We start from the raw sequence: 14253 nt of genomic DNA, 5'->3' as shown, positions 1-14253 counted from the left end.
ATGGACAACCGTCCATCGCGCCACCCGCGTACACGCTTACCGTCTTTCCGCTGCCAGACGGCGGTGTCCGGATGGTGACCGGATCGAGATCGGGGGTGCACACGTGCGCGTAGGACTGCTTACGGAGGGTGGGTATCCGTATGCGACCGGTGAGGCGAGGGTGTGGTGCGACCGGCTGGTGCGCGGACTCGCGCAGCATGAGTTCGAGGTCTATGCCCTGAGCCGGAGTGAGCGTCAGGAGGCGGACGGCCGGCTCGAACTGCCGCCGCAGGTGCACCGGGTACGGACAGCTCCGCTGTGGGGTGCGGCGGGGGAATGGCAGCCGGGCGGCGGCGCGAAGGGGCGCGCGCGGGCGCGCGGTTACGGATCGGCGCGCGGGTACGGGCGGCGCGAGCGACGGCGGTTCGCCGCGTACTTCGGCGATCTGGCGGCGGGGATCTGCGGAGCGGCGGGGGCGGCGGGTGGATCGGTGCGCGCCGCGTCGGCCGTCGGCAGTCAGGCGGACCGTTTCGCCAACGGCCTCTACGGGCTCGCGGAACTCGCGGACGAATACGGCGGCCTGCCCGCCGCCCTCCGCTCCGAGATGGCCGTCCGCACCCTGGAGGCGGCTTGCCGCGCCCCCGGCTCCCTCCGGGGCGCGCACGGCGCGCGGCTCCCGGACCTGCTCGCCGTCCTCGACGGCCTCGAGCAGTCGCTGCGACCGCTGTCCCTCGACTGGTACGGCGAGGGGGACGAGGGGCTCGGTGGCGTCGACCTCTGCCATGCCACGTCGGGTGGTACTGCGGCGCTTCCCGGGCTTGTGGCCAAACGCTTCTTCGGGATTCCGCTGCTGGTCACCGAGTACGGCGTACGACTGCGCGAGCACTACCTCACGTACTCCGGCGCGCCCCTCGCCGCCCCCGTACGCGCCCTGCTCGCCTCCTTCCAGAGGCAGTTGGCGGCGGAGGTGTACGCCCAGGCCTCGCTCATCACCCCCGGCAACAGGCATGCGCGCCGCTGGCAGGAGCGATGCGGCGCGGACCGCGCCAAGCTGCGGACCGTCTACCCGGGAATGGACGCGAGTCCCTTCACGGCGGTGGGCGAGGCGGAGCCGGGCGAAGGGGCGGGCGTGAGGGTCGGTGCTGGTGCCGGTGCCGGTGCTGGTGCTGGTGCTCATGGTGCCGGGCCCGATGCGGAGTCCGCGGAGCGTGCCACGGACGACTGCACGCTGGTCTGGGTCGGCCGGATCGAACCGGCCAAGGACCTGGTGGCCCTGCTGCACGCCTTCGCGCGCGTGCGGGAGGCGGTGCCCGAGGCGCGGCTGCGGATCGTCGGCGGGCCGGGGCGCGGACCGGACGCGGCCGCGTACGCCGCCCATTGCCGCGCACTGGCCGCGCAGTTGTTCCCCGACGAGGCCGAGAGCGCGGTGAGCGTCGGGGACAACCCGGTCTCCTTCGAGGAGGTCGGCGGCCCGGAGGTGCCGGAACTCGCCGATGCGTACGCGGCGGGCACGGTGATCGTGCGCTCGAGCGTCACCGAGGGCTTTCCCGTGGGCCTGGTCGAGGCGATGCTCTGCGGGCGGGCGACGGTCTCGACGGATGCCGGGGCGGTGTGCGAAGTCATCGGCGGTACGGGGCTTGTGGTGCCGCCGCGGAATCCGCGTGCGCTGGCGGACGCGTGCGTGGCGCTGCTCCGCGACCCGGACCGCCGCGCCCGGCTGGGCGCCGCGGCCCGGGCCCGGGCGCTCGAGCTCTTCACGGTCGAGCAGAACATCGCGGCATTTCGTGGCATCTACCTGGAGTTGATGTCGCATTGCCCGGTCCAGCGCGAGGCCGTGGACGAGGACGGCGAGCCGCTGCCCTTCGCGCGGCCGGCCGAGGCCCACGTACCGGGCCGCTGGGCCTCCTCCGGCGCTGCCCGCCCGGGCGCTGGGACGGGCTCCTGGGAGGGCCCGGCCCGGGGGCGGGTCGCGCCTTCCCACATCCCGACCTGGGCGGCGAGCGTCCCTGGCCGGGCACCCGCCGCCGAGCCGATGCCCGTCGATGCGGCTCGCCGCGGCCATCCGGTGGGCGCCGGCGCGCCGTACGCCCCGCCCTCCTCCTACAGGGAGGCAGAGGCATGACCGCATCCCCATCCCCGGGAAGCCCATCCGACCCCGAGCCGGACGGCCCCCTTCCGCCGCCCTTTGCGGCGGAGGCTGCGGATGCCGTCACGGCGGTCCCGCGCGCGGCATCCGGCGAAGCGCGGTCCCGGGGGCCCAGCACCTGCGAGGACTTCGGCGGATGCGCGGACGCCGTCACGGCAGGTCCGCGGCCCAGTTCATCGGGCGTGGCGCCCGCTGCGGAGCCCATGGCCGCCGGGTCCGCGGAGGCGGACGCGTACGCCGATGGAGTCGGCCACGCCCTGCGCGTCCCGGACGGCTCGGGCGACTGGGATATGCGTTCGGGCCCACTTCCCCCCTCCGCGGCGGACGTTGCGGATGTGGCTACGGCGGACCCGCGTTCAGCGTCCAGCGGGGCGCGCGCTGTTGGGGCGGAAGGCGACGCGTTCGGGGAGGTCGCGCCGGGGGCGGCCCGGCAGGGGGGCGAGAGGGACCTCCCGGGTATCCGTGGCGCGCCCGTTGCTTCGGAGGAGGGGGCCGAGTCCCTGGGGGAGCTGGGCTCAGGTGCCTTGCCCAGGGGTGAGCGCGGCTCCTCGGAAGGCGATGTGCCGCGACGGTCGGCGCGCGGGTACGCGAAGCCGCTCGACGCCACGGGGCGGGACTCGCTCGCCGCCGCACGGCAGCGGATTGCGCAGCGGCGCTCCGAGGGAGCCCCGTCCGGATCCTCGGGAAGAGCACCGCGCGAATGGTTCGAGGCAGCCGTCGACCCCCACCCACAGGAGGGGAGTTCGGTGTCAGCTGACGAGGTACGTGACCCACCTGGCAAGGCGACCGCGGGCGTTGGACGCGACTACGAAGGCGCGCGGGCGCACGCGGCCCATGCGCAGAACGCGCGGTCCGAACGGCACGGGCGGTCCGAGCGGCCCCCGCGGGGCATGGCCAGGCGAGGGCCCGCCGACCCCGTGAAGGCACTGATGCATCGGCACCGGGAGCTGTGCGAACGGGCCGTCGATCCGCTCGAGATCGCCGCCGGCCTCGAGGCGCACGGCGTCACCGACCGTACGGCCGCGCGGTTCCGGCACCGCGACGTGTTCTCGCTCGCGGAGGAGCTCTACGCGCGCGTGCCCCGTGCCGAGGGCCACGCGCGCGTGGCGCCGCCGCAAGAAGCCGCCGTCGTGGCCCGGCCCCGCTCCCGGCGCGCGCTGCTGTATCTGCTGCCGGGCACTGCCTGCGCAGGCACCGTGGCCGGGGTCGAGCCGCTGGCGGCCGGGCAGGCAGTACGGCTGGGCGCCGACGCCGCGGGCGCCGCCCTCGTGGTTGTGACGCTGTGGCTGTGTCTGCGGCGCGGGCCGCTGAGCCTCCGCGGCGGGTCACCGGGCACCGCACCGCTGTGGACCTGCTGGCTGCTCGCCTATCTCCTCCTCGGCGACGTGCTGCTCGCCCGGTGGGGCGGACGACCGCACGAGAGCTCTTGGTCGCTCCCCGCCGCCCCCGACGCACCGCTCGACGCACCCCTCCACACGGCCCTCCACACGGCCCTCCACACGGCCCTCCACGTAGCCCACGCCGCCCTCTACGCGGCCCCGGCCGCCGTCGCCCTCGCCTTCGCCGTCGCGCCCGCCGCCTGGTGCGCCAGGTGGTTCGCGGAATGCGCTCGGCGCAGGCTGACGGCCAGTCGAGGTCTCGAGGACTTCTCGGCGGGCATCCGGCCCCTGGTGCCGACGGCCGTCGCCCTCTTCCTTGCCGCTCTCGTCGGCCTGCTGGTCGCGGCCCGGGCGGGATCAGACCTGTACCCGGGCGGCAGCTTGGAAGGCGGCTCGTACGGGACCGTGGCTGTGGCCTCGGCGGCCGCGCTCGGCACGCTGCTCTTCGTCGCGCGCCTGCTGGCCGTCCACGGGCGTCCGTCCGCCGCCGCGCGCGGTCTCGCCGCAGCCTGTGCGGTGGAGGCGGCGGCGCTCGGCACGGCCCTGGCCGCCCGGCTGCTGGGATGCGGCGCGCTCGGCGGCCCGGTGGAGACGGTCGTCGAGGCGTACGGCCCAGCCGCCGTACCGCTCGCCGCCTGCACCGCCGCCGCGCTCGCCCTCCTCGCCCACGCCACCGTCACCCTCTCCCGCGCCGAGGCCCACAGCACACCCCCGGTGGTGCCCCGATGACAACTCGCCCTCGGCATGCGCCGCATATGGCCCAGGCGCCCCCGGCCCGCGCCTCCCGCCCCGGCCGCCCCTCCCGCCGTACGGCGTCCACACGGTCGGTCCGGTTCCGGACCCTCCCGAGTCCCCACGGCTCAAGCACGTCCCCCTAGGAGAACCCGAGATGAGAGCACTGCCCTCCCCACGACCCGCACAGCCACCCGCCCAGCCGCCCGTCCGTCCCACCGCATCCCGCCCGGGACACCTGTCCGACCGCGACACGAGCCGTACACCCCGCCCCCAAGAGACCCACCCCCACGACGCCCGTCCCCAAGAGCCCTGCCCTCATAAGGCCCGCTCCCACGACACCCGCCCCCACGCGCGCGTGCTCCCGCCCCACCGCAAGGAGGCCGCACGATGAGGGTGTTGCTGTTGGGCGCCAACGGGTTCATCGGGCGGCATGTGGCCGAGCGGCTGCTCGCCGACCCCGCCGTACAGCTCACGGCGCTCGGGCGCGGCGACGACGCCGACGTCCGGTTCGATCTGGCCGCCGGGAGCCCCGGCGCGCTGACCCGGTTCCTGAACGCCGTGCATCCCGGCGTCGTCATCAACTGCGCGGGCGCGACCCGCGGCGGCGCGCGCGAGCTGACCCGCCACAACACCGTGGCCGCGGCGACCGTCTGCGAGTCGCTGCGCCGGAGCAGCTGCGGCGCGCGCCTGGTGCAGATCGGCTGTGGCTCCGAGTACGGGCCGTCCCAGCCGGGCTCGTCGACCTCGGAGGACGCGGTGCCCCGCCCCGGCGGCCCGTACGGCGTGAGCAAGCTCGCCGCCACCGAGCTGGTCCTCGGCTCCGACCTCGACGCCGTCGTGCTGCGCGTCTTCTCGCCCGCGGGCCCCGGCACCCCGGCCGGCTCCCCGCTGGGCCGCCTCGCCGAGGCGATGCGCCGCGCGATGCAGGCCGGGGACGCCGAGCTCAAACTGAGCGGCATCGGCGTGCAGCGCGACTTCGTGGACGTACGGGATGTGGCGCGCGCCGTGCACGCCGCCTCCCTGTCCGCCGCTCAGGGCGTGGTGAACATCGGCACCGGCCGGGCCGTAAGACTCCGTGACGCCGCCGCCGTCCTGGCGAAGGTCGCGGGCTACAGCGGCTCGGTCCACGAGCTCGACGCGAGCGCCGCCAGGGGCGGTCTCGGCGGAGCCGCCGAGCACCTGGGCATCCAGCCCGCGTACCCCTACCCGGACGGCTGCGGCAGCTGGCAGCAGGCGGACGTGCGCACCGCACGCGACCGGCTCGGCTGGCGCCCCCGCATTCAGCTCGAAGAGTCCCTCGCCGACATCTGGATGGAGGCAGCATGTCGTATCTGATCTCGGCCGGCCGACGGCGCGCCCCGACCGCGGGCGCGCGCGGACTCGGCTTCGGGGTGCCCGGCTACGCCCACCCGCTGGTCGCCCCGGCCGAGTGGGCCGAGCTGACCCGCCCCGGGACGCCGGTGCACTGGGCGGTGCTGAACGTCGCGCGCGGGCCCGGCGTCCGCCCGGACCCGCACTGCCTGGAGGCCGTGGGCCGGCTGGCGAACGCGGGCGTGCGGGTGCTCGGCCACCTCGACATGCGCCAGGGCACCCGCCCCTTCGCCGAGCTGGTCGGGGACGCCCACCACTTCCTGGACTGGTACAAGGTCGACGGCTTCTATCTCGACCGCTGCCCGTCCGAGCGCTCCGAGCTGCAGAACACCCGGCGTACGACGACGACGCTCCGTGCCCTGCTCGGGGAGGCGTACATCGTCCTCGGGCACGGCGTGCACCCGTATCCCGGATACGCGGAGTGGGGCGACCAGCTGGTGACCTTCTCCGGGCCGTGGGCGGATTACCGCTGGTCACAGGTGGCGGAGTGGACGGCCGAGCACGCGCCGCAGCGCTTCTGCCACCTCGTGCACGGCGTCCCGCGCACGCACCTCGACGAGGCGATGCGTATCGCCCGCTGGCAGGGCGCGGGGACGATCTACTTCACGGACCGTACGGACCGGGGCGGCGGCGCGGACCCCTGGGAGGCCCTTCCCGGCTACTGGGACGAAATCGTCTCGCGGATCGGACCGGGTGCCACGGAATGAGATGGGCCATGGCACTGTTACCAACAGACGAACCGTACTCATAACCGACCAACGGAGTCCCCGTGTCGCTGCCACCCCTGGTCGAGCCGGCTGCCGAGCTCACCGTCGACGAGGTCCGCAGGTACTCCCGCCACCTGATCATCCCGGACGTGGGGATGGACGGGCAGAAGCGGCTCAAGAACGCCAAGGTGCTGTGTGTCGGTGCGGGCGGCCTCGGCTCGCCCGCGCTGATGTACCTCGCCGCGGCCGGCGTCGGGACCCTCGGCATCGTCGAGTTCGACGAGGTCGACGAGTCGAACCTGCAGCGCCAGATCATCCACAGCCAGTCGGACATCGGCCGCTCCAAGGCCGAGTCCGCCCGCGACAGCGTCAAGGGCATCAACCCGTACGTGAACGTGGTCCTTCACGAGGAGCGGCTCGAAGCCGAGAACGTGATGGACATCTTCAGCCAGTACGACCTGATCGTCGACGGCACCGACAACTTCGCCACGCGCTACCTGGTCAACGACGCGTGCGTGCTGCTGAACAAGCCGTACGTCTGGGGCTCGATCTACCGCTTCGACGGCCAGGCCTCCGTCTTCTGGTCCGAGCACGGCCCCTGCTACCGCTGCCTCTACCCGGAGCCCCCGCCGCCCGGAATGGTCCCGTCCTGCGCCGAGGGCGGCGTGCTCGGCGTGCTGTGCGCGTCGATCGGCTCGATCCAGGTCAACGAGGCCATCAAGCTGCTGGCCGGCATCGGAGAGCCGCTGGTCGGCCGCCTGATGATCTACGACGCCCTGGAGATGAACTACCGCCAGGTCAAGGTCCGCAAGGACCCCGAGTGCGCGGTCTGCGGCAAGAACCCGACCGTCACCGAGCTGATCGACTACGAGGCCTTCTGCGGGGTCGTCTCGGACGAGGCGCAGGAGGCGGCTGCCGGCTCGACCATCACGCCGAGCCAGCTCAAGGAGTGGATCGACGGCGGCGAGAACATCGACATCATCGATGTCCGCGAGCCGAACGAGTACGAGATCGTCTCGATCCCCGGGGCCCGGCTGGTCCCGAAGAACGAGTTCCTGATGGGCACCGCCCTCCAGGGCCTGCCCCAGGACAAGAAGATCGTCTTGCATTGCAAGACGGGTGTCCGCTCCGCGGAAGTGCTCGCGGTCCTGAAGAACGCGGGCTTCGCGGATGCGGTGCATGTGGGGGGCGGCGTGATCGGGTGGGTCAACCAGATCGAGCCGTCGAAGCCGGTCTACTGACGTAGGGTCGGCTCCGCCGCGGGAGTTCTGACGAGGCCCCTGCTCACCGGAGGTGAGCAGGGGCCTCGTCTTCGCCGTGGGCGCGGACGCCGCCCGGCTTCGCCGAGCCGGCGCGGCCCAGGCCCGGCGGCCCCTGCGCCTTGGCTCGCTCGTGCCTCGCGGGGCTGTTGACCCGGCTCGATGGTGTCAGCGGGCGGCGGGCTGATGGGCTCTGCCGTCGGCGGCGCCCGGCGCTAGCTCGCATGTCGGCGGCCACCACGAGCCCCGTGGGCGGCGCCGCCTTCACCGGTCCGCGTGACGGCGCCAGGGCCGGCGGCCTGACGCCAGCTTGCGCCGGTCATGCGTCCGTGGCGCCCGGCGTTAGCTTGCGCCGGTCATGCGTCCCGTGGCGCCCGGCGCCAGTTCGCGCCGGTCATGCGTCCCGTGGCATCTGGCGCTTTGCGCGGGTTATGGCGTCCCGCGGCACCTGGCGCTTTGCGCGGGTCGCGCACTCCCGTGGCACCTGGCGTTAGCTTGCGCAGGTCATGCCGTCGCGCGGGACCTTGCCTTCCAGCAGATACGCGTCCACGGCGTTCGTCACGCACGTCCCGGTCCCGTACGCGCCGTGGCCCTCGCCCTTGTTGGTGACCTCGATGCCCACGCCCTCGCCGAGCCCGTCGGCCATCCGCTGCGCGCCCTCGTACGGCGTCGCCGGGTCGCCCGTGTTGCCGACGACGACGATCGGGGCCGAGCCCTTAGCAGCGACGTCCAGGCTCTCCGAGCCGCCCTCGACCGGCCAGTCCGTGCACTGCAGCAGGCCCCAGGCCAGGAACTCGCCGAAGACGGGCGAGGCCTTCCGGAACTCCGGGAGCTTCGCCTTGACGTCCGCGGGCGTGTAGCGCTGCTTCGCGTCGGCGCAGACGATCGCGGTGTTCGCGGACTGGACGTTGCTGTAGTGGCCCTGCTCGTCCCGGCCCGTCATCGCGTCGGAGAGGGCGAGGAGGAGATTTCCGGTCCCGAGGTCCTGGGCCTCCGAGAGGCCCTGCTTCAGATAGGTCCAGAAGTCCTCGGAGTAGAGCGCCTGCGCGATGCCGTTGAGGGCGTGGGACTGGGTGAGCCGGCGGCCGTCCTTGGTCGGCAGGGGCTTCTCGTCGAGCTGCCGCAGCAGGTCGGTGATCCGCTGGCGGCCCTGCTCCGGGTCGGTGCCGGTCGGGCAGGACGCGCCGTCCGCGGCGCACTCCTCCAGGAAGTTGTCCAGGGCGAGCTGGAAGCCCTTGGCCTGGCCCAGGGCGCTCTTCTCGGGGTCGTGGGTCGGGTCGACCACGGCGTCGAAGACGGCGCGGCCCACGTTCCGCGGGAACAGGTGGGCGTAGACGGCGCCGAGCTCGGTTCCGTACGAGATCCCGAAGTAGTTGAGCTTCCGGTCGCCGAGGACCTGGCGCAGCAGGTCCATGTCGCGGGCCGCGCTCTCGGTGTCCACATGCGGCAGCACCTCGCCCGAGTTCTGCTCGCAGCCTGCCGCGGACTTACGGGTGACCGCCAGGGACTCCTTCTCCTCCGCCGCGTCGTCCGGGGTGCCGTCGACCGCGTAGGCCGCGTCCATGGCCTTGTCGTCCAGGCAGCGCACACCCTCGCTGGCGCCGACGCCGCGCGGGTCGAAGCTGACCAGGTCGTAGCGGCTGTGCAGCTTCTCGTAGTCCTCCTGGGCGGCGAGGGGCAGGGTGGCCACGCCGGAGCCGCCGGGGCCGCCGAAGTTGAAGACGAGGGAGCCGATACGCCCGTCCTGGGCCTTGGCCCTGGCGCGGATCAGGGCGAGGTCGATCCGCTCGCCGTCCGGCTTCTCCCAGTCCAGCGGCACCTTCAGGGTGCTGCACTCCCACTCGGTGCCGTCGGGGAGCGGGGCGGGCTTGCCGGAGCCCGCGCCCTGGAGGACGGATGGGGCGGGGCAGCTCTTCCAGCTCAGCTTCTGCTCGGCGAGCGGGCCGCCGGACTCGTCGCCGTCGCCTCCCCCGCCGCAGGCCGTGGCGGCCGCGGCGACGAGCATGGCCATGGCGGCCGCAGCTCCGGCCCGCCCTATGGATCGCTTGCGTGTCGGCACCCTGCTCCCCGTTCGCCGGATCACTCTTTCAGGAACAGTAGAACAGCCAGTCGGTTTCTCAGCTCGGCCGAGGGCCCTCCCGGAGGACGGGAAGGCCACGACTCCAGGAGGAACTCCGGCCGGAACCCCGGCCAGGAATTCCGGCCGGAACAGGGCCGCGACCTGGACGGCTGAGCGTGCGTACGGCCTCTTCACCCGGCCGCCTCTGCGTGCGTAGGGCCTCACCCCCCGGGCCGCCGGGCCTCAGCGCGCTCCCGCCGGCTCCGGCGTGGGCGCCTCCGCCCCCCGTCTCGGCTTCAGTCCGGTTGCTCAACGTGACGTTGCGCAGCAGGACGATCGAGAGGGCGGCTGCCGCGGCCATGACCGCGGCGCGGCCGATCACCGTGGCGTGCAGGCCCCGTGTGAAGGCCTCAGACGCCGCGGCGAGCACGGCGTCTCCCGTCTGCCCCGGCAGTCGGCCCGCGACCGCCACAGCCCCGCTGAGGGACTCGCGGGCGGCGTCCACCGCCCCGTCCGGCAGCCCGCCGGGCGCCGGGCGGACCGAGTCGGCGGCCTCCGCGTGGTAGACGGCGTTGCCGATGCTGCCCAGGAGCGCCATGCCCAGCGCGCCGCCGAGCTCGGAGCCCGACTCCAGCAGGGCGGACGCGGCGCCCGCCCGCTCCGGCGGTGCGGTGCCGAGGACGAGTTCCGTGCCCAGCGCCATCACCGAGACGATGCCGACCGCATAGATGCTCGCGCCGGTCAGGACGACGAAGAGCGGTGAGTCGGTCCGTACGAGGGTGAGCTCCAGGTACCCCCCGCGGCGACCAGGCAGCCACCGCAGATGACGTACGAGCGGTGTACGCGCTGGGCGAGCGCGGCCGCCATGGGGCGGCGCCGACGAAGACCGATGGCACCAGGCTCCACAGCCCGGCCTCCAGCGGGCTCATCCCGCGCACTGACTGCAGATACTGCGTGAACACCGGCGCAGCCTCCGTGGCCGCCGCCTTTCGGTCGGCCCCGTCCTGAGCAGGCTGCTTCATCGAGGAGTGGGGCCAGGCCTTCGGGCCGGACGTGGCAGGCGGCGGCAGCCACGTCTCCGCCGCCGGGCGCGAGGCGCGCCTCGAAGCGGTATGGGGCAGGATCATCGAGCTGTTCCCCAAGTACCGGGGGCTGTGGGCGGCCGGCTTGGAGCTCACCGCGCAGGCCGACCGGCTGCCGGAGGTACGGGCCAGGCTCGTTGAGGCGCAGGCGGAGGGCTGGCGGGGCATGGTGTCCTTCTTCGAAGGGGTCGAGGAGGACGACGTCGACGAGGAGACGGCGCGGACGCTCGGCCCGTATAACGCGGCTCTGCTCAACGGCGTGATGATGCTCCGGCTGTTCGACGAGGGGACCGCGCCCTCCGCCCGCGACCTGGCCCGCGCCATGGAGTCGGCCGGCCGGCTCCGCACCCGCCCTCCGTCCCTCGACAGCTGACCCAGGGCCCCGGGCGCCAGGGCCGACTGAATCGACCTGGACGGACCTGGACCGGCCTGGGCCGACCTGGGCCGACCTGGACCGGCCTGGGCCGACCTGCCTAGATCGCTTCCCTGCGCGTCAGGTGCGTGAAGGAGAGCCAGCCGGGCAGCACCGGCAGCCAGAACGTCATCAGCCGGAACAGCAGCACCGCCGGCGTCGCGATCTCCTTCGGCAGCCCGGCCGCGATGAGGCCGAAGGTCAGCGTGGCCTCGACCGCGCCCACGCCGCCCGGCGTCGGGGCGGCGGACCCCAGCGCGTTGCCCGCGAGGAACACGACCGCGATGCTCGCGTAGCTCAGCTCGCCGCCGAACGCCCGGATCGACGCGTCCAGGCACATCACGAAGGCACCCGTCAGCAGCAGCGTCCCGCCGAGCCCCGTGAGCAGCTTCTGCGGCCGCTGCATGATGTCCAGCATCCGCGGCACCACACCCGCGAACAGCGACCGCACCCGCGTCGACAGGAACTTCCGCAGCGCCGGCACGGCGGTGACGATCAGCGCCAGTACGGCGGCCGTCAGCAGCCCGGCGATCACCGTACGGGACGGGGTCAGCGACGGCGTCCGCTCCGTCCCCGTGATGTAGCCGAAGACCATCAGCAGGACGATGTGCATGCCCAGGCCGACCAGTTGGGACGCGCCGACGCTCGCCACCGCGAGCCCCGGCCGTACACCCGAGCGCTGCAGGAAGCGGGCGTTGAGCGCGACGCCGCCGACGGCCGCAGGCGCGACCAGCTTGACGAAGGACCCTGCGACCTGCGCCAGCATCGTGCGGACGAAGGACACCTTCTCGGGCACGAAGCCGAGGAGGGTGAACGTGGCGGCCACGTACGTCAGCGCCGCGAAGGCCAGCGCGGCCGCGACCCAGTACCAGTTCGCTTCGGCGATCACGTCCTTGAAGCTGACGTGGGTGAGCGTCGAGAGCAGGAAGTACGCGGCGATGGCGCCCGCGATGATGCTGACCAGCGTGCGCGGCCTGATCCGCTCCAGCCGGGCGGGCTCGACCGGCGCCTGCGGCCGGATCAGCAGGATCTGCTGCCGGATCTGCGCGAGCAGGTCCTCCTCGCGGGCCTCCTCGATCGCCTCTTCGATGGCCCGCTTCTCGGCGATCCGCTCAGCCCGTACGGACTTCCGCTCCGCGCGCGTGGGCTTGCGGTCCTTGCGGTCCGCCCTGCCGCCCTCTGTCTTGCCGCCTTCTGTGGTGTCCGCGTCGCCGTGCTCGTCCTGCTCCGCCTCCAGGGCCTCGCGCGCCGCATGGGAGGCCGCCAGGACCGCCTCGCGCTCACGCTGCGCCCGCTCCTTGGCCAGGTGCCGCAGTGTGGACCTGGTGGAGCGGCTGAGCGCGATGGGCTGCAGCAGGGGCAGGCTGTCGGCGACCGCGTCCGGGCCGAGGACGCCGACGGCGGCGGCCACCGAGCGCTCCGCGCCGACGCGCAGCCCGAGCGTGGTGAGGAGCTGGGCGATGTCCATGCGCAGCACCAGGTCGCCGGCCGCGATCTCACCGCCGCGCAGATCGGTCAGCGCGACATTGCCGGAACGATCCACCAGAATCGCGTCGCCGACCAGCCTCCGGTGGGCGATCCGCCGGGACTGCAGCGCCTGGACCTGCCGCCAGGTGCTGCGCAGCAGCTCGTCGGTGATCGCCTCGTCGGGCAGCGAGTCAAGGGTGCGGCCGCCCGTGTGCTCGTACACCAGCATCACGGCGTCCGGGCCGAGCTCGGAGGTGGCGATCAGCTTCGGCGCGTTGGCGCCCGCTGCGATGGCCGCATAGGCGAGCAGAGCCTCCTGCTCGAGGGCCTGGCGCAGTGACTGGAGGCTGCGGCGCTGGGTGATGCCGCGGAGCGCGAACCGGCGCCACACGCGGTAGAAGAAGCCCTGCGCCTGCTGCTCGCGGTCGACGACGGTGACGTCGAGCGGGGGGCCGTCCTCCAGGGTGACGATGTAGCGGCGGCCGCGCTCCTGGTTGTCGGCGTCCGGGGGCTCCTCGGCGCGCAGGGCGCTGACCGGCTTGAAGCCGACGCGGCGGAGTCCGGTGAGGAGGTTCCGGCCGGTGGGCCGTACGTTCGGGGAACCGACCGTGTAGAGCGTGCCGTACGCGACCGTCCAGCCGATCAGGACAGTGACGAGGATCGAGAACGGTGTGGCGAAGCCGCCGAGGAGCACGGCGAACACCTGCAGTGCCAGGACGACCCACAGCAGCACGCGCCAGCGCGGGCGGCGGGCCATGCCGACCGCCGTCATATAGGCGATGACGGGGGCCAGATAGCCGTGCACGGGGTCGGTGATGTCGCCGCTCGGGGCCTGCTTGGTGAGTGCCTCCTGGATCGAGTCGGGCGCGGACCGCGCGACCCACAGGTCGGTGGCGAGCGACACGCCGTGCGCGAGGACGGCGGCGAGTACGCCGTCCGCGATGCGCAGCCCGTCGCGCTTGATCAGCCGCTCGATGGCGAAGGCGACGGGGACGATGAGGATGGCGACGCTCGAGGCGAACCCGGCGACGCTCGTCAGCAGGTCGGGGGCCTGTCCTGTGCCCTTGCCGATGTCCTGCTTCAGGCCTTCTGTGGTGCCGTGCGCGAAGGCGGCGATGCCCAGGACGACGATGATGCCGAGGATGCCGAGCAGCACGCGTACGAGGTCGGCGGGCCGGTGCACGCGCGCGGGGAGCAGCGGCTCGTCCCCGGAGACCTGGTCGACGTGGACCTCGCCCTCGTCGTCGCCGTCACCGCCGGCAGCGCCGCCCGCGGGGCGCGGGGGGGTCCGCTCGGGCCTCTCGGACCGTGCCTTGCCGGCTCGTGCCCTGTCGGCTCGTGCCCTGTCGGCACGTTTCCTGTTGGGCCGCGCTGTGTCCTGCCGGGTGTCCTCGTGGGGGTCCTGGTCGGCGTCCTGGTGGGCGCGGTGGTCCTGGCTTTCCTGGGGGCCCCGGTGGTCCTGGTCGGCGGAGTCCGGCCGGGCCTTTTTGTCGTGGCGCGGTGCCGTCCTGCCGGTCCGTCCGGCGTCCGGGCGCGACGACTCGTCAGAGGTGCCGGCTCCCTCAGGAGGCCCCGCACTCTGCTGCCCTGCCGTCTCTTTTTGATCTCGTATCACCAGTCACCGCCCGGAAGATGGTGGCACGGCCGGACCCCGGAG

General features: G+C 73.5%; 9 protein-coding genes. 6 read left to right on the top strand and 3 right to left on the bottom strand.

Features of this window, described 5'->3' with window-relative positions; genetic code table 11:
* The first annotated feature begins 103 nt into the window (after window positions 1-103).
* The 5 genes from ACTWP8_RS25850 to moeZ all read left to right on the top strand — a co-directional run bounded on the left by ACTWP8_RS25850 (window position 104) and on the right by moeZ (window position 7558).
* The gene (locus ACTWP8_RS25850) at window positions 104-2101 is read left to right on the top strand and encodes a DUF3492 domain-containing protein (protein WP_443324506.1); all 1998 of its coding nucleotides are present in this window, start codon (window positions 104-106) and stop codon (window positions 2099-2101) included.
* A gap of 770 nt (window positions 2102-2871) precedes the next feature.
* Entirely contained in the window at window positions 2872-4233 is a 1362-nt protein-coding gene (locus tag ACTWP8_RS25845; protein ID WP_443324505.1) for a hypothetical protein, read from the top strand.
* A 393-nt stretch (window positions 4234-4626) separates the two neighbouring features.
* Window positions 4627-5574 (top strand): NAD-dependent epimerase/dehydratase family protein, encoded by a 948-nt coding sequence (locus ACTWP8_RS25840; protein ID WP_443319581.1) that lies wholly within the window; start codon window positions 4627-4629, stop codon window positions 5572-5574.
* Entirely contained in the window at window positions 5562-6317 is a 756-nt protein-coding gene (locus ACTWP8_RS25835; RefSeq protein WP_443324504.1) for a spherulation-specific family 4 protein, read from the top strand. Before ACTWP8_RS25840 ends, ACTWP8_RS25835 begins: the two co-directional genes overlap by 13 nt.
* Window positions 6318-6379: 62 nt before the next feature.
* Window positions 6380-7558 carry an adenylyltransferase/sulfurtransferase MoeZ gene (moeZ, locus tag ACTWP8_RS25830; protein ID WP_443319583.1) on the top strand — a complete coding sequence of 393 codons (1179 nt, stop codon included), beginning with the start codon at window positions 6380-6382 and terminating at the stop codon, window positions 7556-7558.
* 508 nt (window positions 7559-8066) lie between these two features.
* On the opposite strand, the gene ACTWP8_RS25825 is transcribed toward moeZ, so the two are convergent.
* Both ACTWP8_RS25825 and ACTWP8_RS25820 read right to left on the bottom strand, forming a co-directional pair.
* A complete protein-coding gene (locus ACTWP8_RS25825) occupies window positions 8067-9635 on the bottom strand; it encodes an alpha/beta hydrolase (protein ID WP_443324503.1) in 1569 nt (522 codons plus the stop codon).
* A 58-nt stretch (window positions 9636-9693) separates the two neighbouring features.
* A complete protein-coding gene (locus ACTWP8_RS25820) occupies window positions 9694-10338 on the bottom strand; it encodes a hypothetical protein (RefSeq protein WP_443324502.1) in 645 nt (214 codons plus the stop codon).
* A 350-nt stretch (window positions 10339-10688) separates the two neighbouring features.
* Between ACTWP8_RS25820 and ACTWP8_RS25815 the strand changes: the two genes are divergently transcribed.
* Complete coding sequence (locus tag ACTWP8_RS25815; protein ID WP_443324501.1) at window positions 10689-11090, top strand: hypothetical protein; 402 nt, start codon at window positions 10689-10691, stop codon at window positions 11088-11090.
* Between the two features lie 100 nt (window positions 11091-11190).
* Here ACTWP8_RS25815 and ACTWP8_RS25810 read toward each other — a convergent pair whose 3' ends face one another.
* Window positions 11191-14211, bottom strand: coding sequence for a lysylphosphatidylglycerol synthase transmembrane domain-containing protein (locus ACTWP8_RS25810; protein WP_443324500.1), 3021 nt, complete (start codon window positions 14209-14211; stop codon window positions 11191-11193).
* Window positions 14212-14253 lie beyond the last annotated feature (42 nt).

This window comes from Streptomyces sp. 7N604 (genome assembly GCF_052245475.1).
GTDB lineage: Bacteria > Actinomycetota > Actinomycetes > Streptomycetales > Streptomycetaceae > Streptomyces.
Note: the sequence above shows the minus strand (reverse complement) of the source record. Positions and strands in the feature narration are given on the sequence as shown.

What these genes read in the sequence shown, in the direction of transcription:
- ACTWP8_RS25840 (WP_443319581.1), top strand. Translation starts at nt 4,627, where the DNA reads ATGAGGGTGTTGCTGTTGGGCGCCAACGGGTTCATCGGGCGGCATGTG.
- ACTWP8_RS25835 (WP_443324504.1), top strand. Translation starts at nt 5,562, where the DNA reads ATGTCGTATCTGATCTCGGCCGGCCGACGGCGCGCCCCGACCGCGGGC.
- ACTWP8_RS25820 (WP_443324502.1), bottom strand. Translation starts at nt 10,338, where the DNA reads ATGGCGCTGGGCACGGAACTCGTCCTCGGCACCGCACCGCCGGAGCGG.